Consider the following 24,358-nt stretch of genomic DNA (forward strand, 5'->3'; position numbering starts at 1 on the left):
TCATAAACCATCAATCTGTGTGAACACTCATCGCAATAATCTTTCGTATAAGGAGGTGATCCAGCCCCAGGTTCCCCTAGGGCTACCTTGTTACGACTTCACCCCAGTCATGAACCACAAAGTGGTGAGCGTCCTCCCGAAGGTTAAACTACCCACTTCTTTTGCAGCCCACTCCCATGGTGTGACGGGCGGTGTGTACAAGGCCCGGGAACGTATTCACCGTGGCATTCTGATCCACGATTACTAGCGATTCCGACTTCATGGAGTCGAGTTGCAGACTCCAATCCGGACTACGACGCACTTTTTGGGATTCGCTCACTTTCGCAAGTTGGCCGCCCTCTGTATGCGCCATTGTAGCACGTGTGTAGCCCTACTCGTAAGGGCCATGATGACTTGACGTCGTCCCCACCTTCCTCCGGTTTATCACCGGCAGTCTCCCTGGAGTTCCCACCCGAAGTGCTGGCAAACAAGGATAAGGGTTGCGCTCGTTGCGGGACTTAACCCAACATTTCACAACACGAGCTGACGACAGCCATGCAGCACCTGTCTCTCAGTTCCCGAAGGCACAAGACTGTCTCCAGTCTCTTCTGAGGATGTCAAGAGTAGGTAAGGTTCTTCGCGTTGCATCGAATTAAACCACATGCTCCACCGCTTGTGCGGGCCCCCGTCAATTCATTTGAGTTTTAATCTTGCGACCGTACTCCCCAGGCGGTCTACTTAACGCGTTAGCTCCGAAAGCCACGGCTCAAGGCCACAACCTCCAAGTAGACATCGTTTACGGCGTGGACTACCAGGGTATCTAATCCTGTTTGCTCCCCACGCTTTCGCATCTGAGTGTCAGTATCTGTCCAGGGGGCCGCCTTCGCCACCGGTATTCCTTCAGATCTCTACGCATTTCACCGCTACACCTGAAATTCTACCCCCCTCTACAGTACTCTAGTCAGCCAGTTTCAAATGCAGTTCCGAGGTTGAGCCCCGGGCTTTCACATCTGACTTAACTAACCACCTGCATGCGCTTTACGCCCAGTAATTCCGATTAACGCTCGCACCCTCCGTATTACCGCGGCTGCTGGCACGGAGTTAGCCGGTGCTTCTTCTGTCGCTAACGTCAAACGATGCCGCTATTAACGACACCGCCTTCCTCACGACTGAAAGTGCTTTACAACCCGAAGGCCTTCTTCACACACGCGGCATGGCTGCATCAGGCTTGCGCCCATTGTGCAATATTCCCCACTGCTGCCTCCCGTAGGAGTCTGGACCGTGTCTCAGTTCCAGTGTGGCTGATCATCCTCTCAGACCAGCTAGGGATCGTCGCCTTGGTGAGCCATTACCTCACCAACTAGCTAATCCCACCTGGGCATATCCTGACGCGAGAGGCCCGAAGGTCCCCCTCTTTGAGCCGAAGCTATTATGCGGTATTAGCCATCGTTTCCAATGGTTATCCCCCACATCAGGGCAATTTCCCAGGCATTACTCACCCGTCCGCCGCTCGACGCCGTTAACGTTCCCCGAAGGTTCAGTTAACTCGTTTCCGCTCGACTTGCATGTGTTAGGCCTGCCGCCAGCGTTCAATCTGAGCCATGATCAAACTCTTCAATTTAAGATTTTGTCGGCTCAATGAATACTGAACATTACATAAGTAATGTTTGAATTGACTGTGCTGAATCTTTCGATTCAATGGTCACTTCGTTTCATTGAAACCTAATTTGATACCGCTCTTTATTAAGAGAAATATCTAATTTGATTATCATCAACGAGTGCCCACACAGATTGATAGGTTTATATTGTTAAAGAGCTTGTTTCAAAGCTTCCCTTGAAACGGACGGCCATTTTAGCGAGATAAGTTTTCGTGTCAACCACTTTTTTCAACTTATTTTGCTAAGCTTCTTAGAAGCTTGTGACCTTCTGACTCGTTGGGGATTTCGTTGTCCTTTCCCGTGTCAGCGAGGGGGCATTATAGAGATCGAAATCACATTGGCAATACCCTAAATGCAGTTTTTTCGCATTTTTTGTTTGCATGGTCATTTTTTGTGCTTTAGCGCTGTAAATTACTGCAATAACTCGCCAAAATAGCTCCATTCCACAGATTTAGAGACTGATATGACTTCAATTCGCAGTTACAAGGGCATTGAGCCACAATTAGACAGCTCCGTCTATATAGATGAAACCAGTGTTATCGTCGGCGATGTCCGCTTTGGTAAAGATGCCAGTGTTTGGCCCCTAGTGTCGGCGCGTGGTGATGTGAACCATATAGAAATAGGTGAGCGCACTAATATCCAAGACAACAGTGTATTGCACGTTACCCATAAGAATGCGGAAAACCCTGAAGGCTACCCATTACTCATAGGTAATGACGTTACTATCGGTCATAAGGTAATGCTGCATGGCTGCATCATCAAAGATAGGGTTCTTGTGGGTATGGGGAGCATCGTACTTGATGGCGCAACCATTGAGTCCGATGTGATGATAGGAGCAGGTTCGCTGGTGCCACCTAATAAAGTTTTAGAAAGCGGCTACCTCTATGTAGGCAGTCCGGTCAAACAGGCTCGTCCTTTAACCGATAAAGAAAGAGCCTTTTTGCTGCGCTCTGCCAATAACTATGTGCAGAACAAAAATGACTATATGCAGGAAGTAACGATCATTCGTTAGTTAATGATAATGCGTCCCTGTTCATCGAAAGCCTCATCTTCAACGAGGCTTTCAGCTATCTCTTCTATATCAAAGCGCGCCGCTTCAAACTGCTCTAAGGCGTTTTCCTTGGAAACCTCACTGGAGTTATTAAGCTTACCCAGCTTGTCCAGACTCACCAAACAGATAATCAACATTCCAGCCTGCTGAGCATGAAACTCAACCATGCCGGCTTCCTCATTCCAAGTAAGCTGGTCAGAAAACAAAATGGACTGATTCATTCGATTAACCTTCTAGGTTCTTTCTTAGTTCTCGCAAGATCTGCTTAGTGCCTGGCCTCAAGCCTCGCCATAACATGAAGCTTTCGGCTGCTTGCCCCACTAGCATACCTAAACCATCATAAGCGAATCTTGCGCCAGAGTCCTTAGCCCATTGATTGAATGTCGTGAGCCCTTGACCATAAGTCATGTCATAACTCACGGTGTGGTTAGCAAAGATAGCACTGCTAACATCAGGAAGCTGTTTGTAGAGGCTGGTAGAAGAAGAGTTGATGACCACATCATAGGCGTTTGCAATATCGCTCATTGGAACTGCTGCAATTGGGCCAAACTCATCAAAAAGCTCAGAGAGCTGCTGTGCTTTTTCAAAAGTACGGTTGGTGATGGTTATAGATGCGGGCTTTTGATCGAGAAGTGGCTTGAGAACACCTCGAGCAGCACCACCAGCACCAATCACTAAGATAGATGCGCCTTCTAGCTGAACTTGGTGTTGTAGCAGATCTTGAACCAAGCCTTCGCCGTCGGTGTTATCTCCAATGATTTCGCCGTCATCGAGTTTCTTGAGTGTATTGACCGCGCCAGCAAGCTGCGCGCGTTCGGTCAGACGACCAGCGAACTGATAAGCGTCTTCTTTAAATGGTGCGGTAATGTTGCACCCTTTGCCACCCGATAGAAAAAAGTCCGTTGCTGCTTGCTTGAAGCCTTCAGGTTCTGGTTCTTGGCGACCATACTCTAGGTTTTGCGAGGTTTGTCGTGCGAAAAGTGTATGAATATACGGTGACTTACTTTGTGAAATGGGGTTACCAAATACAACGTACTGATCGGGCTTGCTCATGTCTGTGCCTACTGTCCTTGCCTAATGGGTGCCGAAAGGTATAGCTCGACACTATCATTTCGACACACATTCGCCAAGTTGAACCATGGCTATTTGAACTGTGGCTATCCGCTCAATTACCACTCTCTAGGTTGTAGATAGTCGCTATACAGCTTCGCCTCGGCACTTCCCTCTTCTGGTTGGTAACTGTATTCCCAACGAGCCAATGGAGGCATCGACATCAGAATGGACTCTGTACGGCCGCCACTTTGCAAGCCAAACAGCGTCCCACGATCATAAACAAGATTAAACTCTACATAGCGTCCGCGACGATACAATTGGAAATTGCGCTCGCGTTCACCATAAGACTCATCTTTGCGCTTCTCGACTATAGGCAAGTAAGCATCGGTATACCCATTACCTACCGCCTGCATGTAGGCAAATGAGCGCTCAAATCCCCACTGGTTGAGATCATCAAAGAATAAGCCACCTACACCACGAGTTTCATTTCGATGCGGCAAGAAGAAGTAATCATCACACCACTTCTTATGCTCTGCATAGACTTCTTCGCCAAATGGCTGACAGATTTGCTTAGCGGTATCATGCCAGTGCTGGCAATCCTCTTCGAACGGATAAAAAGGTGTCAGGTCAAAGCCTCCACCAAACCACCAAATCGGATCTTCTCCCTCTTTTTCTGCAATAAAAAAGCGCACATTGGCATGTGAGGTAGGGATATAAGGGTTTTTAGGGTGAATCACTAGCGAAACCCCCATCGCTTCAAACTTACGCCCGGCTAGCTCTGGTCGGTGAGCCGTTGCGGAAGCGGGCATCTTGTCGCCAAACACGTGTGAGAAGTTCACGCCGCCTTGCTCAAACACGTGGCCGTCTTTCATCACTCGACTGCGACCACCGCCACCTTGCTCTCGTTGCCACTCATCTTGTTGAAAGGTAGCGACACCGTCTTGTTGCTCTAGCTTTTGGCAGATATCGTCTTGAAGCTGAAGTAGAAACGCTTTGACTTGATGTTTATCGACTTGCTGCACAGGGTCTCCTTAACCTTGTCTTAGTACTTTTAAGGTGCGCGCATCGCGGATTTCACTAGGCTTGTTTCGACCGCCGGTTTCACCCTCGAGAATAGCCACTAATCGGTCACCGAGCTGCTCTTTCACTTCTTCTGTCGTCATGCATGATGGCATACCGGAAAGGTTAGCACTGGTTGAGGTAATCGGCTTGCCGTAGGCCAAACACAGCTTTTGCACCAGTTGATGGTCGGTCACGCGCACCGCAATGGTATCAAAAGCACCGCTTAACCAAGAAGAGACACGAGAGCTGGCTGGCATGATCCAGGTATAAGGCCCTGGCCAGGTCTGTTGAACACTCTCAAGCTGTTGCTGCGTTAGTTGTGTTTCATCTATATAGGGACGCAGCTGTTCAAAATTGGCCGCGATGAGGATAAGACCTTTCTCTACCGGACGCTCTTTTACTGCCAGCAGTTTTTCAATCGCCTTAGTATCATCAGGGTCACATCCAACACCGAACACACCTTCCGTTGGATAAGCAATTACTTCACCGGATTGAAGCGCCGCAACTGTGGTTTGAAAATTATCCACCGAGACTTCCTTTTATTAAAAGCTAAACAATTATTTTACATTTCAACGGCACTATGCTCAAAAGCCGGGTGAGAATCCAGAAAAAAACACAAAATTCACCCACGCAAACGTTTTCCTAAGAAAAAAATCCTCGTATAATGCGCGCAAATTAGTCCATTTGCACACGCCTTGAAGGAGCTTCGGATGAAAGTCGGCATTATTATGGGTTCAAAATCAGATTGGCCAACCATGAAACTTGCAGCAGAAATGCTGGATCAGTTTGGTGTGGATTATGAAACCAAGGTTGTTTCTGCTCACCGTACACCGCAACTACTCGCTGACTACGCGACCTCTGCTAAAGAGCGTGGCATCTCAGTTATCATCGCCGGCGCCGGCGGTGCTGCACACCTTCCAGGTATGGCTGCAGCATTCACAAGTGTTCCTGTATTAGGCGTTCCAGTTCAAAGCCGTGCTCTAAAAGGCATGGACTCATTACTGTCTATCGTGCAAATGCCAAAAGGCATTGCGGTTGGCACACTGGCAATTGGTGAAGCAGGTGCAGCAAATGCTGGTATCCTAGCTGCGCAAATCATTGGTGTTCACGATAATACCGTGATGGAAAAAGTTGAAGCGTTCCGCAGCCAACAAACAGAAACCGTACTTGCTAATCCAGATCCTTCTGAGGACTAATAATGAAACACGTACTGGTTCTAGGGGCCGGACAACTGGCACGTATGATGTCACTGGCTGGCGCTCCATTGAATATTCAAATCTCCGCATTTGACGTGCGTAGCGAGAATATCGTTCACCCGCTAACACTTGAAGTTTTAGGTAACGGTCTAGAGCAGGCTATCGCTCAAGCTGATGTGATTACTGCTGAGTTCGAACATATTCCACATGACGTGCTCGCAATCTGTGAGAAGAGTGGCAAGTTCCTACCTTCGACAGAGGCCATCAAAGCCGGTGGTGACCGTCGCATAGAGAAAGCACTTCTCGACAATGCCGGAGTGAAGAACGCTAAATACGCTGTCATCAACACACGCGCTGATTTCGACGCGGCTATTGAGCATGTTGGCCTTCCAATGGTGCTCAAAAGCGCTTTAGGCGGATACGATGGTAAAGGCCAGTGGCGATTGAAAACGCTTGATGACGTCGATGCTATCTGGACCGAAATGGCACAGTGCATTGCTGAATCAGACAGCCAAGCCATTGTTGCCGAGGAGTTTGTTCCTTTCCAACGGGAAGTCTCATTGGTTGGTGCTCGCAATAAGCAAGGTGAGATTGCTATCTATCCACTGGCTGAAAATGTGCACACCGATGGCGTATTGACACTATCTACTGCGATTGATGAACGTGAACTTCAAGCACAAGCGGCACAGATGTTTACCGCTGTTGCTGAGTCTCTGGACTATGTGGGTGTACTCGCGCTTGAATTCTTCGATGTCAATGGTCAGTTGCTTGTCAACGAGATCGCTCCTCGCGTGCACAACTCTGGGCATTGGACTCAGCAAGGTGCTGATACGTGTCAGTTCGAAAACCACCTACGCGCAGTATGCGATATGCCGCTGGGCTCGACACAAGCCATTCGCACGACATCAATGGTAAACATTTTGGGTGAAGATACCCTGCCAGAAGCCGTGCATGCTCTGACTGGCTGCCACGTGCACTGGTATGGTAAAGACAAACGTGCTGGTCGTAAGATGGGTCACATCAATGTGACTGCAGACGACAAAGCCGCGTTAAAAGCGCAGCTGCTTGCCTTGTCTGAACTCCTAGATGAGACCGCTTTTCCTGCACTTAAACCAGCCGCTGAAGCACTTTAAGCTTGGTTAAACGCTAGAATTTAAAACGGCTCCCATTGGGAGCCGTTTTGTTATTCGCTTTCTTGCACTTTATGGCAGCGCCTTGACGCGCACTCAAGTACCGTACCTGATGCCCGCTTCTTTTCTACCAACAACTCAAAACCACAATACTGACAGTGCCCCTCGACTGGAGGGTGATTAACTGCGAACTTACACTTCGGATACTGATCGCAGGCATAAAAGGCCTTGCCAAAGCGCGACTTTCTCTCTGTCAGCGCGCCTTTAGCACATTCCGGACAGGAGACCGTCGCTTGGGTTGGTTGCTCTGGCTCTTCTTGCTTGTTGGGTGATTGAATAAAATGACATTCTGGGTAGTTACTGCAGCCGATAAACATTCCAAATCGTCCTTGGCGCAGCAGTAGCTCTGAGCCACAGTCAGGGCACGCTACACCTAACTCTTTGATGATATGACCATCATTTTGATGCAAGGGTTTAATGTAATCGCAGCTAGGGTACTGGTCGCAACCTAGAAAAGGGCCGTGTTTGCCATTTTTAAGGATCAGCTTACCAGCGTCACATTGAGGACACGGCTCATGATCCAGTGCATGCTCATGAGCCGAGAAAAGTTGATTGTCGATTTTACCACTCATGGTGTTCTCTTAACGCAAGCAACCCAATTGATTGGGCTGGGAGGATTAATGCACCACACCTCGTTCAGCGGTGTAGATGAGTTCTTCCATGAGAGTGTACGCGTTTTCGTTGCCTGGAACATTGAACAAAACCATTAAAATGATCCATTTCAGGTCATCGAGCTCAAAGTCGTTGGTTTCCAGTCCCATTACACGGTCGATAACCATTTCACGGGTTTCTGTGGTCAGTACACCAATCTGTTCTAAGAACATCAATAGTCCACGACTTTTCACATCCATGCGCGTCATTTCTTGAGCAGTGTAGATTCGTGTCGAGGTCGCGGCACTCATCGCAATGGCGGAGTGATTGTCGGTGTTTTGCAGCTCAGCTAGATCCTCAAGCCATTCGAGTGCCTTGTAGATATCTTTTTGCTTAAAGCCTGCTCTTAACAGCTCATCCTCAAGTTCGTCTTGGTCAACCTGCAGATCTGCATCGCTATGCACGTAGGTTTCGAACAGGTACATCAGTATGTCCATCATCATAGCTAGCCTCTCCCCTTAAGAATATAACCACCGTTTACAGCAACAACATGACCCGATAATTCGAGCTCTAAAAGCTGTTGCATGACCTCTTGAACAGGAATATGGGTCTTTTGCGCCAAAATATCAACCGGCGTTGCCTCTATTCCTACGTTAGCCAACAGATCTGCAAATGGCAATTCTTCTTTATCAATAACTTGGTCAAAAAGTGTTGGTTGTACTTTTTTAGACCAGTTAGACAGAGATTCTATTTCACACAATACATCTTCAACACTTTGTACGAGACAGGCACCGGTTCGTATTAATGAATGGCAACCTGAGTGATAGGCATGACGAATAGAACCAGGAACGGCAAAAACTTCACGTCCTTGCTCCGCTGCATATTTTGCGGTTATCAGTGAGCCACTTTTCTCGGCCGCTTCCACCACCACGACACCGAGCGATAGCCCGCTGACAATTCTATTTCGTCTCGGAAAGTGCTCGGCTCTCGGCTTTATCCACGGAAGATGTTCACTCACCAAGGCTCCTTGCTGAGCAACCCTTTGCGCGAGGGAACGGTGGCGGGCTGGATAAATAGAGCCTAGCCCTGAGCCCAATACCGCTATGGTTTTCCCGCATGCATCTAGTGCGCCCTGATGTGCATGGCCATCAATTCCGAGTGCCAGACCACTTGTCACGCAGTAGCCATACCGAACAAACTCAGCCGCAAAGCTGCGCGCGGTTTCGAGCCCCCCTGAGCTCGCATTTCGGCTGCCTACCATGGCGATTTGCTGATCGGACAACACACTCACATCGCCTTGGACATAAAGAATAGGAGGGCAGCCCTTAGACTCACGCAATAATGGCGGATAGTGCTCATCTTGATGGATTAAGATGTGGTTGTCGGCACAATTGCTCCATTCCATCGCTTTATGTGCAAGCTCAACTGACTTACGCCGAATAAAGCTCACTTGATTTGGCTTGAGCCCTATCGCAGATAAGGTTTGTTCATCTGACTCCACAATGTTGCGCGGGTCATCAACGGCTAGCAGCTTATAGAACGTGACGGGACCAATTCCCGGACACAGGGAGAGGCGGAGCCAAGCTACTCTCGTATTATCATCCATAGCATTCATCCATACCTTTCATCAATAGCATGGCCCATTAACTGGTCGGCGTTTTATCAGGATTAGCCACGATGGTTTGGCGAGTAATGGGCTCACTGGCCTCGGTAATGAGAGCGATACTGAAAAACGGATAGCTGCGAATCACCACAAGATGCCCAATTTCTATCGTCGGCAATTGTTGTGATAGCCCTTCGTGGTAGGTGTCAGTCAATCCGTGCTCCCCTTGAGCGAACTGAAACGCCTGTGCCGGTCTCACCAGTGTGTAGCTACTCCCTTGCTCAATACCAGACACAAACCCGTGATTAAGTACCACCGCCTGACCTCGAACCGCATAATGGGTGGCTTCCATCATGCCAACGATAGCAAGTCCATCGACGGGTATTCCGGCGTGAGGTTCAAAAGATTGGAGATGTTCAGGCGTTTGAATCGACGACAGAGGAATCACCACATCCTGTTGTTTAACTTCATGAATGAGCCTTTCAATCTCAAGTGTTGTGATGTCAGCACTTTGTGTTTTCGTCTTCGCGACTGCCACCATCCTAACCTGCTGCATACTGTACTCTGGTTGCAATGCAGAGAATGTTTGGCTTACGCGGTAAATAGCCCAATCGGTCTCATTACCTTGATAGTTGATATAAACATCATCTTGCGCGGTGACATACTTTAGCCCGTTGCTGGAGCCAATCACTTTGGGAAAATCTCGCAGCTCACTACTTAAGACCAATCCTTCTGTGCGTGTATAGCGAGCTTGCGTTATCGCGTTAATTGCAGCGATTGGTGCTTTGCTCGCGATTTGAATTCTCGGCGATAGCTTCTCAAGTTTTTTATGAGTCAATCTTGGCTGCCCATCGACCCAGCTCAGCGACAATCGATCACCAGGATAAATAAGGTGTGGATTATGGATGTGTCTATTCTTTCCCCAGAGTTCTGGCCAGCGCCACGGAGAGTGCAGATAAAGGCTGGAAATAGCCCAGAGCGTGTCGCCCTTTCTCACTTCGTAGAGTGAAGGGGCTTGGTCTTTTAAGGTGAGTGAATTATCAGCGAGAGTAGGAAAACCTAAGACGAGCGTGACGACAACAATGTAACCCCTCAATAACAGCACATTTCCCTGCTTCATACACCGCAATCCTTCGCTTTGTTTCAAGGGATGCTGTCATTTAGGTTGGAAAATGTCTAGAATTGAACCAACGAAGTCCAAGCCTATTCGGCACAGTTCAACATTTTGAGTGTATATGTCTGTATTACAAGTATTAACTTTCCCGGATGATCGCCTAAGAACGGTAGCAAAGCCCGTTGAAGCGGTAACGCCGGAAATCCAAAAAATCGTCGACGACATGATTGAAACCATGTACGACGAAGAAGGTATCGGTCTGGCAGCAACCCAAGTTGACGTTCATCAGCGAATTGTTGTGATTGATATTTCAGATACTCGCGACGAGCCTATGGTTCTGATCAACCCAGAAATCACTGAAAAACGTGGTGAAGACGGTATCGAAGAAGGCTGTCTATCGGTTCCTGGCGCTCGCGCATTGGTGCCTCGCGCAGCTGAAGTAACAGTAAAAGCGCTAAACCGCGACGGTGAAGAGTTCACTTTCGATGCGGACGATCTACTGGCTATCTGTGTTCAACATGAGCTTGACCACCTAGAGGGTAAACTGTTTGTTGATTACCTATCCCCTCTAAAGCGCAAGCGTATTAAAGACAAGCTTGAAAAAATTAAGCGCTTTAACGCTAAGCAGTAATCGAATAAGAATTTAAGTTAAGAGAGGTCAGTGTGAGCCAATCATTACGTATTGTGTTTGCCGGTACTCCAGACTTCGCCGCCCGTCACCTGGCGGCGTTATTGTCTTCGGAGCACGAGGTTGTTGCTGTTTATACCCAGCCAGATCGCCCAGCAGGTCGTGGTAAAAAACTCACCGCAAGTCCTGTTAAAAACATTGCGCTTGAGCATGACATCCCGGTTTATCAGCCCGTCAATTTTAAATCTGATGAGGCAAAGCAAGAGCTAAAAGATCTTAACGCTGACATCATGGTTGTCGTGGCGTACGGTCTTCTGCTTCCTCAAGCTGTTCTAGATACACCCAAGCTTGGTTGTATCAACGTGCATGGTTCGATCTTGCCTCGCTGGCGCGGTGCGGCGCCGATTCAACGCTCTATTTGGGCGGGCGATGCAGAAACTGGTGTTACCATCATGCAGATGGACATCGGTCTTGATACCGGCGACATGCTAAAGATCGCAACGCTTCCAATTGAAGCCACCGACACCAGCGCGACTATGTACGATAAGCTCGCCGAGTTAGGCCCAGAAGCTTTGGTTGATTGTCTTGGCGATATCGCGTCAGGCAATGCCAGTCCAGTAAAACAGGACGATGAGCAAGCCAATTACGCCAGTAAGCTGAGCAAAGATGAAGCCAAAATTGATTGGTCTCAAGATGCCGCGTTTATTGAGCGCTGCATTCGTGCATTTAACCCGTGGCCAATGAGTTTCTTCTCTGTTGAAGAGAACAACATCAAGGTTTGGCAATCGCGCGTTGAAGCGAATGCGACAGACGCCACACCGGGGACTATTCTTAAGGCTGATAAAACAGGAATTTACGTCGCAACGGGCAAAGACACCTTGGTTCTGGAGCAGATTCAGATCCCAGGCAAAAAAGCCATGTCAGTGAGTGATGTTCTTAATTCCAAAGCTAGCTGGTTTGAAGTCGGTAGTATCCTAGGATAACGATACCGACCACGTACGATATTTAGGGCCAGTACTGACCAGTACGGGCCCTAGTTTGTTTTCATAGCAACACAATTTTAGGTAACTAACATGAACGTTCGCGCTGTCGCGGCTAATATCCTTTTCCAAGTGGTTGATAAAGGCCAATCGCTATCGAGTGCTCTTCCATTGGGCCAGCAGCAGGTGAAACCTCGCGACCAAGCACTGCTACAAGAGATCTGCTTTGGTGCACTTCGAATCTTGCCTCGCCTTGAGTCTGTCGCCTCCGAATTAATGGATAAACCCCTAAAAGGCAAACAGCGCGTATTTCATCATTTAATTTTGGTCGGACTCTACCAAATCGGCCATATGCGTATTCCCGCGCACGCTGCGGTTGGTGAGACAGTAGAGGCCACCAAAGCACTCAAAGGCCCAAGGCTGCGTGGCTTGATTAATGCGGTACTGCGTAACTATCAGCGCAATCAAGAAGAGCTAGACCAAAAATCGGTAAGCCACAACGCAGGTAAATATGGTCATCCAAGTTGGCTGCTGAAGCTGCTGCAACAGAGCTACCCTGAGCAGTGGGAGAGCATTGTTGAAGCCAACAACATGAAGGCGCCTATGTGGCTGCGCGTGAACCACCAGCACCTACCTCGTGATGACTATCAGGCACTTCTCAAAAATGAAGGCATAGATTCCACCTCTCACCCAGAAGCGCAAGATGCCCTAAAATTGGCCGCGCCTTGCGATGTGACCAAATTACCGGGTTTTGAAAAGGGCTGGGTCTCAGTTCAAGATGCGGCGGCACAGCTATCGATTAACTATCTACAGCCACAAGATGGCGAGCTAATTCTAGACTGCTGTGCAGCGCCAGGCGGAAAGACTGCGCATATCCTAGAGCGCACCAAAGAGAGTCAGGTTGTCGCGATTGATTGTGACGAAACACGTCTTAAGCGTGTTCATGACAACCTAAAACGTCTGAATCTCCAGGCAAAAGTCGTCTGTGGAGATGCAAGAACGCCACAAGAGTGGTGGCAAGGTGAGCAGTTCGACCGCATCTTATTGGATGCACCGTGTTCTGCGACTGGCGTTATCCGCCGCCACCCCGACATTAAGTGGCTGCGCCGCGCTGACGACATCGAAGCACTCGCTGAGTTACAACGCGAAATCTTTGATGCTATGTGGCAGCAATTGAAAGTAGGCGGTACCTTGGTTTATGCGACATGCTCTATCACGCCGCAAGAAAACAGAGACCAAGTGATTGCTTTCTTGGCTCGTACGGCAAATGCCAAGCTTATCGGCTCAGATAAAGAGAACCCTGGACGTCAGATTCTTCCGGGTGAGCACGATATGGATGGCTTCTATTACGCTGTTCTACAAAAGACGCAGTAATCGACCATTAGATAGTGAACTTAAAAATCAATAGCATGCTAACTTATTGATGGCTATGCTATTGGCGTAATGAGTTTATAAAAAACAGAAGAGCGAAATGTTATGAAAATCATCATTCTTGGAGCTGGTCAAGTTGGTGGCACCCTAGCGGAGAACCTCGTTGGTGAAAACAACGATATTACTATCGTCGACCGCGACAGCGACCGCCTAAGAGAGCTGCAAGATAAGTATGATTTGCGCGTGGTGAATGGTTACGCCTGTCACCCAGACGTTTTAAGAGAGGCCGGCGCACAAGATGCTGACATGTTGGTCGCGGTGACCAACATGGACGAAACCAACATGGCAGCCTGTCAGGTCGCGTTCTCGCTCTTCAATACACCAAACCGCGTGGCACGTATTCGTTCTCGTGAGTACCTGATCGAAAAAGAGAGCCTGTTTAACTCAGGTGCTATCCCTGTTGACCACCTTATCGCACCAGAAGAACTCGTTACCAGCTACATCGAACGACTGATCCAATACCCAGGCGCATTGCAAGTGGTCAGCTTTGCCGACGAGCGAGTTAGTCTGGTCGCGGTTAAAGCCTACTACGGCGGCCCGTTGGTTGGTAATGCGCTGTCTACATTGCGTGAGCACATGCCACACATTGACACCCGCGTAGCGGCAATATTCCGTCAAGGGCGACCAATCCGTCCTCAGGGTACCACCATCATTGAAGCCGATGACGAAGTATTCTTTGTCGCGGCAAGCAACCACATTCGCTCGGTCATGAGTGAGCTACAGCGTCTGGAAAAGCCGTATCGCCGTATCATGATTGTGGGTGGTGGTAATATCGGTGCCAGCCTCGCTAAACGTCTGGAGCAAACCTACAGCGTTAAACTGATTGAACGCAGCTATCAGCGCGCTGAAAAACTCTCTGAAGAACTAGAAAACACCATCGTATTCTGCGGTGATGCCGCTGACCAAGAGCTGCTTGCCGAAGAAAACATCGATCAAGTTGATGTGTTTATTGCCCTCACCAACGAAGATGAAACCAACATCATGTCAGCCATGCTGGCAAAGAAAATGGGCGCTAAGAAGGTAATGGTACTGATCCAGCGTGGCGCCTACGTGGACTTGGTGCAAGGCGGTACCATCGATGTGGCGATTTCACCGCAACAAGCTACGATTTCGGCGCTACTGACACACGTTCGCCGCGCTGACATCGTTAACGTTTCGTCACTCCGTCGCGGCGCTGCCGAGGCCATCGAAGCCGTTGCACATGGTGACGAAACCACCTCCAAAGTAGTTGGCAAAGCTATCGGCGATATCAAGCTACCACCCGGTACCACCATTGGCGCCATTGTGCGCGGTGAAGAGGTATTGATTGCCCATGACCGAACCATTATCGAACAGGACGACCACGTAGTGATGTTCTTGGTTGATAAGAAATACGTGCCTGACGTTGAGGCATTGTTCCAGCCGAGTGCGTTCTTCTTGTAAGGCAATTTTATGGTTAACGCCCGCCCGGTCTCGTTCGTTATAGGGTTAGTACTCTCTAAACTCGCCCTGTTCATGTACGTACCGACATTGGTCGCCTTCTTTACGGGTACTGATGGCTTCCTCGATTTTGGTCTAGCGGTCATCATCACCCATGTTGCGGCATTCTTGTGTCTATCTATAGGCCGAACCAAACACTTTAAGCTTGGTGTTCGAGATATGTTCTTGATCACCAGTTTAGTGTGGACCATTGCCAGCGCTTTCGCGGCGCTGCCCTTCGTATTCATCAACCACATCAGCTTTACCGATGCCTACTTCGAAACTATGTCAGGTATCACGACAACAGGCTCTACCGTACTCAGTGGCCTAGACAATATGGCACCGAGTATTTTGTTGTGGCGATCCATCTTGCAATGGCTTGGCGGCATTGGTTTTATCGTTATGGCGGTGGCGGTGCTCCCCATGCTCAACGTGGGTGGTATGAGGCTGTTCCAAACCGAGTCCTCCGATTGGTCAGATAAGAGCAGTCCACGCGCCAAGACCGTCGCGAAAAACATCGTTGTGGTGTACCTAGTGCTAACTGGGCTGTGTCTGCTCGGCTATCTCGCCACTGGAATGAACCTTTTTGATGCCATCAATCACTCCTTTACCACCCTATCCACCGGAGGATACTCAACCTCTGACGGCTCAATGAATCATTTCTCACAGGGCTCACATTGGGTTGGTACCGTGTTTATGTTTTTAGGTGGTCTGCCATTTCTGCTTTTTGTTGCCGCACTGTCTAAGCGAGATCCTAGAGTGCTCTTGAATGATGCACAGGTACGAGGCTTCGGTTATCTATTTCTAGTCTCTAGCACCGTTGTTGCTCTTTGGCTGTTTATTGAAGATGGCTATGCACTCTCCGATGCCTTCCGCGTGTCCATGTTCAATATCGTTTCCGTCGTCACCACCACTGGATTTGGACTGGAAGATTTCACCGCTTGGGGACCTCTCCCATCCGTGGTCTTTGCCTTTATGATGATGGTCGGTGCCTGCTCAGGCTCGACATCCGGTGGTATCAAAATCTTTCGCTTTCAGATAGCGGTGACTCTGCTTCACAAGCAGATGATGAAGCTTATCCATCCTTCAGGCGTGTTTGTTCAGCGATACAACCAAAGGCCAGTAAACGACGACATCGTCCGCTCGGTTGTCGCCTTTGGTTTAATGTTCTTCGTGACCATTATCGTGCTGGCGGGTGCACTTAGTGCCATGGGATTGGATCCAGTGACTAGTATCTCTGGCGCAATAACGGCCGTTGCCAACGTAGGCCCAGGAATGGGATCGATAATTGGCCCAACAGGAAACTTTGCCCCTCTACCGGATGCCGCTAAGTGGTTACTCAGCTTTGGCATGCTGATGGGACGCCTAGAAATCCTGACCCTTATCGTACTATTCTTTCCTGCGTTTTGGCGCCGCTAAGCGTTTTAACTGAGCGCTAAACAGGCTCTACATACCGATACACGGCGAAGAAGTGACACGCTGCGCCACCGAGAACAAACAGATGCCAAATAGCATGATTGTAAGGAATGCGCTTATTGGCGTAGAACACCACACCGAGCGTGTAAATCGCGCCACCAGCAGCCAGAAGAATCAAACCGGATGGGTCGAGATGTTTGGCAAGCTGGTAAATCACGATCAGCGACAGCCATCCCATCACCAAATAAGTAATCAATGATGCGCGCTTATATCGATACACGAAGAACAGCTTCATTATGATGCCTATCACGGCCAACGCCCAAATCACGATCATCAATCCCACCGCGAGTGGGGTTCTCAAGCTGACAAGCATAAATGGGGTGTAGCTGCCGGCGATAAGCAAGAAAATGGCGCAATGATCAAAGGTCTTGAGCCAGCGCTTACTGCTAGGGTTTGGGATGGAGTGATACAGCGTTGAGGCGAGAAATAAGGTAATCATGCTACCACCATATAAACTCATGCTGGTAATGGTCATGACGTCGGCACCCGCTGCCAGCGATCGCTGCAGCAGCATTATCAATCCGATAATAGAGAGGATAACGCCAATGCCGTGGGTAACACTGTTTGCCCACTCTTCACGTAGACTGTAATTAGAAGTGATCGTCGACATTGAGCATACTCTCATTTTCGCCAGAAAATCAGAGTATGCCACATTCAGCGAACATGTGTTAGCTCAAACTTAGGTGGTTTGCTCTAGATAATCGAGGACTTGTTGTCCAGCCTCTTCACCTGACAGGGAACTTGGCAATGTCAATTCTCGTTTCAGTTGACCTAGACCAATCAAGCTAGAGAGCATACCTTTCACTCCCTCTTTGTTGCGGTCAATCTCAAACCACAGCTTGAGCTCATCTTCGCTTCGATAGGCGATGATCTCGAGCTCACGCCAACGTCCGTGATAAGGCCCTGTGGTTGGCACAAACTCAAACTCTTGAACAAAGGGCATCGCAAAGCCCTTAGCTGCCTCGCATTCGACCTGACGAATGCGCAGCCCTTGATCTTCAAGTGCGACGAAGATGCCATCAATCAAAGGATCGGGGCGAACGGTCAGCATGTCTTTGTCTTGAGGGTCCGCCGCCATTGCGATATCCAAACCGGTTTCCAACCAGACTCGAGAATCACCAATCGTCACGGGCGTGTTCCAAGGCACATCTAGCTCGACATCAAAGTCACGGGTTTCCCCGGGCTCGATGGTAAAGGCGTATGGAAGCGTCCACGATTGCAACTCGTAGGTCTTGGAAACTTTCTTTTTGGGGACGCCATGGTGGTTACTGTTGTCGTTTTGGTTTTGAGCCACTTCATCAATATAGCGACAACACAGTTTTAGCTTGATGTTATCAACTGTTTGCGCCGTTTTACCACCATACACATGAATGGTCACTTTTGCCGTTTCCCCCGGGTGGAGAAACTCTTGATGCAGGACAGAGTCAACTTTGGCCGCCCCTATCCCAAAACTTGCTAAGGTTTTTTTGAAAAAAGACATACTTACTTCCCTTTATAACCAAAGACACTGTTAGTGTTGTATCGTAAATCTGCCGAGAAAACAAACGATATGCGCACAGAGTCGGTGAAGAAAAATTAACCACTTTTTTTATGGGATCTATCGAATATACCGAAGCTTACTGCTATTCTATGCGTGGTGTGCATGCACACCGTAATTCCTGATTACTTATTTGGAGTGGCATTAGTCAAAAAAGAGCGACATTGGGAGTCTATTCAGTGTTTCTCATAAGTAGTCAGGCCAACTATTTGGCAACGGAATTGCCTGACTTGTTAGGTTACAAAAATATGCGCCCAACACCCGTCAGGTTCTCGCACTCAGTACATCGCAGTGCGTCAATGCGTCGTCGCAGTGGTTTTGTCTCTGCTCCTGTCGCGAAAAAAGTCGCTCCTTCAATGACCCTGGTTGAGCAAGGTGTCCGAATGACATCAACGCCAACACGCGTTGTTAAAGCAGCTTAATAAAAAGCGCAGTCTGTCTGCGCTTTTTTTTGCCTTCCATTTCACCACATATTGGTATTCTCAATGAACTTTGATACTTTTACTCAAAAATACCTATAAATTTTGTGGAGAAAGTTATGAAGTGTCACCGCGTCAACGAACTAATCGAGCTCATTCACCCTGAATGGCAAAAAGATTCTGATCTTAACTTGTTGGAATTCCTAGTGAAGCTTGCTAATGAAGCGGGCTATGATGGCAAACTGGAAGAATTGACCGACGATGTACTCATCTATCACCTAAAGATGCGTAACAGTAAAAAAGACGAAATGATCCCAGGCCTTGCCAAAGACCAAGAGGATGATTTCAAGACAGCTTTGCTCAAGGCTCGCGGCATCATCAAATAACGAATAGTTATAAAAACGACCCTCTAAGGGTCGTTTTTTATATGAGCCTTGGCTAATTTTGTTGTTAAAGGTTGATAGCCTTAAAGAAATGAAATTGTTATCAGGGTTATAATCCTTGGGTTTTCATACTGCGTACCGAATAAAACTGCCACATAAAATGGCATGGCGTCGTACACAGTCAATGCAATGTCGGAATAGATAGAGTGCGTCCGAAACGCACCGTCAGCCCAAGAAGGACACTCAACAATGAGTCAGGATAAAATCGACGTAAAGGATGTAACACCCAAAACGTTCAACCCCAAAACCCACAAAGGCAACGGCGACAGATTCAACCCAAGTAATCGAATCTATGTACGCGAGAGCAAAGGTACCTTTCAAAAACTCAGACGCTACGGTGGCTGGTTCTTACTCGTACTCTTTGCCATCATTCCATGGATACCCTACGGCGAGAGACAAGCGGTACTGCTTGATATCGGTAATCAGCAGTTTAACTTCTTTGGTACCACCCTTTATCCGCAAGATCTCACTCTACTCGCTCTGCTATTTATGGTCGCGGCCTTTGGTCTGTTCTTTATCACCACCTTTCTAGGTCGTGTCTGGTGTGGTTACTTGTGCCCACAAACCGTGTGGACCTTTATGTACATCTGGTTTGAAGAAAAACTGGAAGGCAGCGCGAACAAACGCCGCAAGCAAGATAGCGGAAAACTCACCGGCAACCTTATTGCTCGCAAAGGTCTCAAACATGCCGCTTGGATTGCGATTGCACTCGCTACCGGCTTTACCTTTACCGGCTATTTTGTACCCATTGGTCCACTGGTCAGCGATTTCTTCACCTTCAATGCCAGCTTTTGGCCTGTGTTCTGGGTTGTGTTCTTCGCTGCATGTACCTATGCCAATGCAGGATGGATGCGCTCTATCATGTGTATCCACATGTGCCCGTATGCACGCTTCCAGTCTGCAATGTTCGACAAAGACACCTTTATCGTCGGTTACGATACCAAGCGCGGTGAAAAGCGCGGACCTCGCTCTCGCAAAGCCGATCCCAAGCAGCTTGGCTTAGGCGACTGTATCGACTGCGATCTGTGCGTACAAGTTTGTCCAACGGGTATCGATATTCGCGATGGTCTGCAATACGAATGTATCAACTGCGGCGCCTGTATCGACGCTTGTGACAAGACCATGGACCGCATGGGCTACGACAAAGGGCTGATTAGCTACACCACTGAACATCGACTCTCAGGTAAACACACCAAAGTCATGCGACCAAAACTGCTCGGCTATGGCGCGGTATTGCTGGTCATGGTGGGACTGTTCTTTGCGCAAGTATCCGCGGTAGACCCGGCAGGCTTGAGTGTACTTCGCGACCGTAACCAACTGTTCCGCGTCAACAGTGACGGTTTGGTCGAGAACACCTACACCTTAAAGGTCATCAACAAAACCCAGCAAGAGCAGCAATACACCTTGAGCGTCTCTGGTTTAGAAGGGGCAACCTGGTATGGCAGACAAACCATCACCGTTGAGCCTGGCGAGGTGTACAACCTGCCGATGAGTCTAGGTGCAAATCCTGATGAGCTAAGTTCACCTGTCTCGACAATTCAGTTTATACTGAGCGACAGTAATGACTTCTCCGTACAAGTGGAGAGTCGATTTATCAAAAAGCTCTAGCTCGCTAGCAGCACGACATAATAGGAAAGGGCTCGGCAACGAGCCTTTTTTATCATCACGATGACAGATACTGCGTTCAACTTCGATGCCCTGACACCCGATTTCATGTGGTACGCCCTTGAAAGTATTGGAGTCAGAGCCGAATCCGGTCTACTTCCCCTCAATAGCTATGAAAACCGTGTGTATCAGTTCACTGATGAAGAACGCCGACGCTATGTGGTGAAGTTTTATCGCCCTCAACGCTGGACACACGCACAGATTCAAGAAGAGCACGATTTCGCTCATGAACTACTGGAACATGAAGTGCCAGTCTCTGCACCACTCATTATCAACGGACAGTCGATTCATGAGTATCAAGGCTACCTATTTACCTTGTTTGCTAGCGAAGGCGGAAGGCAATTCGAGGTCGATAACCTTGAGCAGATTGAATGGGTGGGACGCTTCCTTGGTCGTATTCATAAAGTCGGTGCAAGCAAGCCATTTGAGCACCGCCCTACCATAGGTCTGGATGAGTATCTGTATCAGCCTCGTACCCTGCTGCAAAACTCGAGCTTTATCCCAGCGCATTTAGAGAACGCCTTCTTTAGTGATTTGGACATGCTTATTAATCAGATTGAAGCGCATTGGCAACCCACTGAGACCATTAGGCTGCATGGCGATTGTCACCCAGGCAACATTCTATGGCGTGATGGTCCAATGTTCGTCGATCTCGACGACGCGCGTAACGGACCTGCGGTTCAGGACCTGTGGATGCTGCTCAATGGTGACCGTCAGGACAAACTGATGCAACTCGACGTGTTATTGGAGGGGTATCAAGAATTCAGCGACTTACCTAGCAGTCAATTGAAACTTATTGAGCCTTTACGCGGTCTACGTATGGTGCACTACATGGCATGGCTAGCCAAGCGCTGGCATGATCCTGCGTTTCCGCTCGCGTTTCCTTGGTTCAACGACGCCAAATATTGGGAAGGCCAGGTACTGGGGTTTAAGGAGCAAATTGCCGCTCTTAACGAAAAGCCACTTTCATTGCAGCCGCAGTGGTGACAAACTAGTCGAAATCCATCAATAGGATTGCGTTATACACATGGAGAAAATAATGAAAAAAATCATCGCACTTTTTGCGACGCTACTCGTCAGCCTAAGCGTCAGTGCCGCACAGTTCCAAGAAGGCACACACTATAAAGTGTTGGAGCTAGAAAAGTCATCTAAGCCCGTCGTCACCGAGTTCTTCTCATTCTATTGCCCACACTGTAATAGCTTTGAGCCTATCATTGCTCAGTTGAAGAAAAAGATCCCTGCTGACGCGAAATTCCAAAAGAACCACGTCTCTTTTATGGGTGGTAACATGGGTATGTCAATGAGCAAGGCTTACGCGACCATGATTGCACTTAAAGTCGAAGACAAGATGGTACCGGTGATGTTCCGCCGTATCCATGACCTAAACCAACCACCAAGAAACGATGAAGAGCTTCGCCAGATCTTCCTTGATGAGGGTGTTGATGCGAAGAAATTCGACTCAGCATTCAAAGGTTTTGCTGTCGATTCAATGGTGCGCCGCTTTGACAAGCAGTTCAAAGACAGTGGCTTATCTGGTGTTCCAGCGGTAGTAGTAAACAACAAATATCTAGTGGAATCTGGAAGTATCCAGTCTCTGGATGAGTATTTTGAGCTGGTTAACTTCCTACTGAAGAAGTAACCCTAGCGTCGAAATAACGAATGTAGAAAAAACCGAGCCCAGTCAACACTGAAGGCTCGGTTTTTTTATTTACGATGAACCTCTTTCAGCGCTTCATCTTTCTCTTGCCAGACCTCTCCCAGCCATTGCTGGAAGCGACGTTTGTATGGCTTGTCATTAAAGTAATCGCCGCGGACATTCTCGTCGACGGGTAAGGTTCGCACCTTAACCACGATCTTGGTCATGTTCCCCATCAACGCGGCCTTAAAGGGCTCAACACGGTTTTCTGGGTAGGCGAGTGTCACATCGATAATGCTATCAAACTGTTCGCCCATCGCGGCCAGTGTGTAAGCTATGCCACCCGATTTAGGCTGCAGTAAGTGCTCGAAGCCAGCTTTGCTGCGTTTTTGCTTCTCTGGTGTAAAGCGCGTCCCTTCGACATAGTTCACGACCGTCGTCGGGGTATCCTTAAACTTGGCGCATGAGCGGCGGGTAGTTTCCAAATCTTGACCACGCTTCTCTGGGTGCTTAATCAAATACTCGCGAGAATAGCGCTTCATAAAGGGCATATTCAGCGCCCAACACGCCATCCCTACGAATGGCACATACAGCAGCTGCTGTTTAAGGAAAAACTTTGGCATTGGAATACGGTCTTTAAACACGCTACACAGCACGACAATATCAGTCCAGCTAAGGTGATTGCTGATCATCAGATACCAGCCATCTTTTTTCAGCGATTCTATTCCTTCAATTTCCCATTCGAGCTTTGGATTCACCAAATGCAGTATGCCGTGGTTTATGGTTGCCCATAGCCACATAAACTTGTTTGCCAGCGAGGTACACAGTGCCTGAATAGGCTTAAACGGCAACACCAATTTGATCAGCCCAAAACCCAAAATTGGGATAGAGCAAAATGCCGTGTTGAGAATGACGAGCGACGAACTCATTACAAAAATTAGGTATCCAAGCATATCTAACGTTCTATGAAGTATTTGTAACAGTTTTATGGCGGTTAATTGTACAAGGGGAAAAGCCCCACGCAACGATTAATTTATTGGTCTGATTTGTGTTGTAACTTGCAAAAAACAATCTTATTCTGAACCAATAACATAACATAAACATATAATTACAACCGTTACCTCGATATTCAGAATGTGATAAGGAACCGTTATGAAAAGGGCATGGAGTGTCTTAGCAGTGTCACTGAGTGTTGTCTCTCATGGTGCAGTGGCTAAATTAGGAGAAAGTAATGGCTTTAGTGGCGAGATAGCAATAAACGCCGCTTACGCCAGTAAAACGTCAAATCTCACCAATACCGATGATGAGTTCCGTACCTACAATGGGGGACAGCAAGAAAATAGCAGCGCGCTCGTTCTGCCTCTAGGTAACGTTCAATACACGTGGGGCTCACGCTCCAACCATCAAGTTTTCTTAGGTACCTCTCGAGCAGACGTAGCAGTAGGTACTCTTGCGCTAGAAACAGGCTATCGCTATCAGTTTCAAGGTGGCACCAAGTGGAGTCTAGCAGTACTCCCAACCATTCTTGAAGGCGAAGTTTGGCAAGACCCATACCTCCTCAATACCGCGCGAAACACCACGGATGAGAAAGGTACCGCCTACCGTATGCAAATCGATAATATCGCTGGTTCCCTATTTAGCCTCGATCTTGCTTACGGTGAACGTAGACTGGATTCAGAACTATCCGGATCGGGAGCGGGCTTAACCGCCGAAGAAATGGCAACGCTGGACCGAAATGCCGATATCTTCTACGGCAAGTTCAAGATGATGCTACCGATCAACCGAGGCGTTCTGTTGTTCCCAGCACTGATCTACACCCAGCAAGATGCCAATGGCAGCGCGATGAAGAGCAATACCTATGGTGCTGAAGTGTCTTCCTTCATCTCGGCAGGAAATCACCAATTTGCCTTCACTGTAACCTACTTGAACCGTCAGTATGACGGTGCCAACCCAGTGTTTGATGATGTCACTCGCAAAGATGATGAGTGGAAAGCCTTCTTGGCCTATGAGTACCCAGGCATCTTTTACTCAGACAACCTCTCATTGGTTGCTTTCGGTGGTATCAACAACAGCACTTCAAACATCGAGTTCTATGACTCCAAAGATTGGATTACGTCTGTTGGTCTAAACTGGGAGTTCTAATAGAAGCTCGCCCAAAGCATTAAATTAACCGATATATGGCTTAGCA

25 protein-coding genes and 1 rRNA gene are annotated in these 24,358 nt (G+C 48.3%); 14 read left to right on the top strand and 12 right to left on the bottom strand.

Annotated features, from left to right (window positions below; all coding sequences use genetic code 11):
* Positions 1-48: 48 nt before the first annotated feature.
* A 16S ribosomal RNA gene (locus LY387_RS16345) occupies positions 49-1,600 on the bottom strand.
* 500 nt (positions 1,601-2,100) lie between these two features.
* Between LY387_RS16345 and LY387_RS16350 the strand changes: the two genes are divergently transcribed.
* Positions 2,101-2,649, top strand: a complete 549-nt coding sequence (locus tag LY387_RS16350) for a gamma carbonic anhydrase family protein (protein ID WP_128649129.1) — start codon at positions 2,101-2,103, stop codon at positions 2,647-2,649.
* Here LY387_RS16350 and LY387_RS16355 read toward each other — a convergent pair.
* From LY387_RS16355 to LY387_RS16370, 4 genes are all read right to left on the bottom strand, one after another.
* On the bottom strand, positions 2,646-2,909 hold the full coding sequence (locus tag LY387_RS16355) for a DUF1488 domain-containing protein (RefSeq protein WP_234494862.1): 264 nt from the start codon (positions 2,907-2,909) through the stop codon (positions 2,646-2,648). The genes LY387_RS16350 and LY387_RS16355 overlap by 4 nt on opposite strands.
* A 4-nt stretch (positions 2,910-2,913) precedes the next feature.
* Positions 2,914-3,741, bottom strand: a complete 828-nt coding sequence (gene aroE / locus LY387_RS16360) for a shikimate dehydrogenase (protein ID WP_234494863.1) — start codon at positions 3,739-3,741, stop codon at positions 2,914-2,916.
* A gap of 116 nt (positions 3,742-3,857) precedes the next feature.
* On the bottom strand, positions 3,858-4,763 hold the full coding sequence (hemF, locus tag LY387_RS16365) for an oxygen-dependent coproporphyrinogen oxidase (protein WP_234494864.1): 906 nt from the start codon (positions 4,761-4,763) through the stop codon (positions 3,858-3,860).
* Positions 4,764-4,772: 9 nt separating this feature from the next.
* Complete coding sequence (locus LY387_RS16370) at positions 4,773-5,330, bottom strand: L-threonylcarbamoyladenylate synthase (protein ID WP_234494865.1); 558 nt, start codon at positions 5,328-5,330, stop codon at positions 4,773-4,775.
* A gap of 183 nt (positions 5,331-5,513) precedes the next feature.
* On the opposite strand from LY387_RS16370, the gene purE reads away from it, so the two are divergent.
* Together purE and LY387_RS16380 are read left to right on the top strand one after the other, a co-directional pair.
* Positions 5,514-5,999 (top strand): 5-(carboxyamino)imidazole ribonucleotide mutase, encoded by a 486-nt coding sequence (gene purE / locus LY387_RS16375; protein WP_234494866.1) that lies wholly within the window; start codon positions 5,514-5,516, stop codon positions 5,997-5,999.
* A 2-nt stretch (positions 6,000-6,001) separates the two neighbouring features.
* Entirely contained in the window at positions 6,002-7,132 is a 1,131-nt protein-coding gene (locus LY387_RS16380; protein ID WP_234494867.1) for a 5-(carboxyamino)imidazole ribonucleotide synthase, read from the top strand.
* Positions 7,133-7,182: 50 nt separating this feature from the next.
* Here the strand turns inward: LY387_RS16380 and LY387_RS16385 are convergent, their stop codons facing one another.
* The 4 genes from LY387_RS16385 to LY387_RS16400 are packed head-to-tail and all read right to left on the bottom strand — an operon-like array spanning position 7,183 to position 10,503.
* Complete coding sequence (locus tag LY387_RS16385; protein ID WP_234494868.1) at positions 7,183-7,761, bottom strand: type I DNA topoisomerase; 579 nt, start codon at positions 7,759-7,761, stop codon at positions 7,183-7,185.
* A gap of 45 nt (positions 7,762-7,806) precedes the next feature.
* The gene (locus LY387_RS16390; RefSeq protein ID WP_042478052.1) at positions 7,807-8,283 is read right to left on the bottom strand and encodes a DUF494 family protein; all 477 of its coding nucleotides are present in this window, start codon (positions 8,281-8,283) and stop codon (positions 7,807-7,809) included.
* Positions 8,284-8,285: 2 nt separating this feature from the next.
* Positions 8,286-9,386 (bottom strand): DNA-processing protein DprA, encoded by a 1,101-nt coding sequence (gene dprA, locus LY387_RS16395; protein WP_234494869.1) that lies wholly within the window; start codon positions 9,384-9,386, stop codon positions 8,286-8,288.
* A gap of 37 nt (positions 9,387-9,423) precedes the next feature.
* Positions 9,424-10,503 carry a LysM peptidoglycan-binding domain-containing protein gene (locus tag LY387_RS16400; RefSeq protein ID WP_234494870.1) on the bottom strand — a complete coding sequence of 360 codons (1,080 nt, stop codon included), beginning with the start codon at positions 10,501-10,503 and terminating at the stop codon, positions 9,424-9,426.
* A gap of 115 nt (positions 10,504-10,618) precedes the next feature.
* Between LY387_RS16400 and def the strand changes: the two genes are divergently transcribed.
* The 5 genes from def to LY387_RS16425 all read left to right on the top strand — a co-directional run bounded on the left by def (position 10,619) and on the right by LY387_RS16425 (position 16,413).
* Complete coding sequence (gene def, locus LY387_RS16405; protein ID WP_042478058.1) at positions 10,619-11,128, top strand: peptide deformylase; 510 nt, start codon at positions 10,619-10,621, stop codon at positions 11,126-11,128.
* Between the two features lie 32 nt (positions 11,129-11,160).
* Positions 11,161-12,108 (top strand): methionyl-tRNA formyltransferase, encoded by a 948-nt coding sequence (fmt, locus tag LY387_RS16410; protein ID WP_234494871.1) that lies wholly within the window; start codon positions 11,161-11,163, stop codon positions 12,106-12,108.
* Between the two features lie 90 nt (positions 12,109-12,198).
* Positions 12,199-13,479, top strand: coding sequence for a 16S rRNA (cytosine(967)-C(5))-methyltransferase RsmB (gene rsmB, locus LY387_RS16415; RefSeq protein WP_234494872.1), 1,281 nt, complete (start codon positions 12,199-12,201; stop codon positions 13,477-13,479).
* Positions 13,480-13,581: 102 nt separating this feature from the next.
* Complete coding sequence (trkA, locus tag LY387_RS16420) at positions 13,582-14,958, top strand: Trk system potassium transporter TrkA (RefSeq protein WP_042478065.1); 1,377 nt, start codon at positions 13,582-13,584, stop codon at positions 14,956-14,958.
* Positions 14,959-14,967: 9 nt separating this feature from the next.
* On the top strand, positions 14,968-16,413 hold the full coding sequence (locus LY387_RS16425) for a TrkH family potassium uptake protein (RefSeq protein ID WP_234494873.1): 1,446 nt from the start codon (positions 14,968-14,970) through the stop codon (positions 16,411-16,413).
* A gap of 16 nt (positions 16,414-16,429) precedes the next feature.
* Here the strand turns inward: LY387_RS16425 and trhA are convergent, their stop codons facing one another.
* Both trhA and LY387_RS16435 read right to left on the bottom strand, forming a co-directional pair.
* Positions 16,430-17,080: a PAQR family membrane homeostasis protein TrhA gene (gene trhA, locus LY387_RS16430; protein ID WP_419153416.1), complete on the bottom strand. Its 651-nt coding sequence runs from the start codon at positions 17,078-17,080 to the stop codon at positions 16,430-16,432.
* Positions 17,081-17,149: 69 nt separating this feature from the next.
* Positions 17,150-17,950, bottom strand: a complete 801-nt coding sequence (locus LY387_RS16435; protein WP_234494874.1) for a sporulation protein — start codon at positions 17,948-17,950, stop codon at positions 17,150-17,152.
* Positions 17,951-18,186: 236 nt separating this feature from the next.
* Between LY387_RS16435 and LY387_RS16440 the strand changes: the two genes are divergently transcribed.
* From LY387_RS16440 to LY387_RS16460, 5 genes are all read left to right on the top strand, one after another.
* The gene (locus tag LY387_RS16440) at positions 18,187-18,429 is read left to right on the top strand and encodes a hypothetical protein (RefSeq protein ID WP_234496147.1); all 243 of its coding nucleotides are present in this window, start codon (positions 18,187-18,189) and stop codon (positions 18,427-18,429) included.
* Between the two features lie 116 nt (positions 18,430-18,545).
* Positions 18,546-18,812, top strand: coding sequence for a YihD family protein (locus tag LY387_RS16445; protein WP_042478074.1), 267 nt, complete (start codon positions 18,546-18,548; stop codon positions 18,810-18,812).
* 246 nt (positions 18,813-19,058) lie between these two features.
* The gene (ccoG, locus tag LY387_RS16450) at positions 19,059-20,477 is read left to right on the top strand and encodes a cytochrome c oxidase accessory protein CcoG (RefSeq protein ID WP_234494875.1); all 1,419 of its coding nucleotides are present in this window, start codon (positions 19,059-19,061) and stop codon (positions 20,475-20,477) included.
* Between the two features lie 60 nt (positions 20,478-20,537).
* Positions 20,538-21,521: a serine/threonine protein kinase gene (locus LY387_RS16455; RefSeq protein ID WP_234494876.1), complete on the top strand. Its 984-nt coding sequence runs from the start codon at positions 20,538-20,540 to the stop codon at positions 21,519-21,521.
* 52 nt (positions 21,522-21,573) lie between these two features.
* Positions 21,574-22,173, top strand: a complete 600-nt coding sequence (locus LY387_RS16460) for a thiol:disulfide interchange protein DsbA/DsbL (protein ID WP_042478078.1) — start codon at positions 21,574-21,576, stop codon at positions 22,171-22,173.
* Between the two features lie 65 nt (positions 22,174-22,238).
* On the opposite strand, the gene LY387_RS16465 is transcribed toward LY387_RS16460, so the two are convergent.
* Entirely contained in the window at positions 22,239-23,123 is an 885-nt protein-coding gene (locus LY387_RS16465; RefSeq protein ID WP_234494877.1) for an acyltransferase, read from the bottom strand.
* Positions 23,124-23,322: 199 nt separating this feature from the next.
* On the opposite strand from LY387_RS16465, the gene LY387_RS16470 reads away from it, so the two are divergent.
* Complete coding sequence (locus LY387_RS16470) at positions 23,323-24,312, top strand: DUF2860 family protein (RefSeq protein ID WP_234494878.1); 990 nt, start codon at positions 23,323-23,325, stop codon at positions 24,310-24,312.
* The last annotated feature ends 46 nt before the right edge of the window (positions 24,313-24,358 follow it).

Source organism: Vibrio maritimus (genome assembly GCF_021441885.1).
GTDB classification, from domain to species: domain Bacteria; phylum Pseudomonadota; class Gammaproteobacteria; order Enterobacterales; family Vibrionaceae; genus Vibrio; species Vibrio maritimus_B.

Bases quoted from the DNA above. Each gene is read 5' to 3' on its own strand.
- rsmB (WP_234494872.1), top strand. From the start codon at position 12,199: ATGAACGTTCGCGCTGTCGCGGCTAATATCCTTTTCCAAGTGGTTGAT.
- LY387_RS16445 (WP_042478074.1), top strand. From the start codon at position 18,546: ATGAAGTGTCACCGCGTCAACGAACTAATCGAGCTCATTCACCCTGAA.
- LY387_RS16460 (WP_042478078.1), top strand. From the start codon at position 21,574: ATGAAAAAAATCATCGCACTTTTTGCGACGCTACTCGTCAGCCTAAGC.
- trkA (WP_042478065.1), top strand. From the start codon at position 13,582: ATGAAAATCATCATTCTTGGAGCTGGTCAAGTTGGTGGCACCCTAGCG.
- LY387_RS16425 (WP_234494873.1), top strand. From the start codon at position 14,968: ATGGTTAACGCCCGCCCGGTCTCGTTCGTTATAGGGTTAGTACTCTCT.
- LY387_RS16390 (WP_042478052.1), bottom strand. From the start codon at position 8,283: ATGATGATGGACATACTGATGTACCTGTTCGAAACCTACGTGCATAGC.
- LY387_RS16380 (WP_234494867.1), top strand. From the start codon at position 6,002: ATGAAACACGTACTGGTTCTAGGGGCCGGACAACTGGCACGTATGATG.
- LY387_RS16350 (WP_128649129.1), top strand. From the start codon at position 2,101: ATGACTTCAATTCGCAGTTACAAGGGCATTGAGCCACAATTAGACAGC.
- LY387_RS16400 (WP_234494870.1), bottom strand. From the start codon at position 10,503: ATGAAGCAGGGAAATGTGCTGTTATTGAGGGGTTACATTGTTGTCGTC.
- LY387_RS16355 (WP_234494862.1), bottom strand. From the start codon at position 2,909: ATGAATCAGTCCATTTTGTTTTCTGACCAGCTTACTTGGAATGAGGAA.
- LY387_RS16435 (WP_234494874.1), bottom strand. From the start codon at position 17,950: ATGTCTTTTTTCAAAAAAACCTTAGCAAGTTTTGGGATAGGGGCGGCC.
- LY387_RS16385 (WP_234494868.1), bottom strand. From the start codon at position 7,761: ATGAGTGGTAAAATCGACAATCAACTTTTCTCGGCTCATGAGCATGCA.
- def (WP_042478058.1), top strand. From the start codon at position 10,619: ATGTCTGTATTACAAGTATTAACTTTCCCGGATGATCGCCTAAGAACG.
- ccoG (WP_234494875.1), top strand. From the start codon at position 19,059: ATGAGTCAGGATAAAATCGACGTAAAGGATGTAACACCCAAAACGTTC.
- LY387_RS16470 (WP_234494878.1), top strand. From the start codon at position 23,323: ATGAAAAGGGCATGGAGTGTCTTAGCAGTGTCACTGAGTGTTGTCTCT.
- purE (WP_234494866.1), top strand. From the start codon at position 5,514: ATGAAAGTCGGCATTATTATGGGTTCAAAATCAGATTGGCCAACCATG.
- trhA (WP_419153416.1), bottom strand. From the start codon at position 17,080: ATGTCGACGATCACTTCTAATTACAGTCTACGTGAAGAGTGGGCAAAC.
- aroE (WP_234494863.1), bottom strand. From the start codon at position 3,741: ATGAGCAAGCCCGATCAGTACGTTGTATTTGGTAACCCCATTTCACAA.
- LY387_RS16465 (WP_234494877.1), bottom strand. From the start codon at position 23,123: ATGCTTGGATACCTAATTTTTGTAATGAGTTCGTCGCTCGTCATTCTC.
- LY387_RS16455 (WP_234494876.1), top strand. From the start codon at position 20,538: ATGACAGATACTGCGTTCAACTTCGATGCCCTGACACCCGATTTCATG.
- dprA (WP_234494869.1), bottom strand. From the start codon at position 9,386: ATGGATGATAATACGAGAGTAGCTTGGCTCCGCCTCTCCCTGTGTCCG.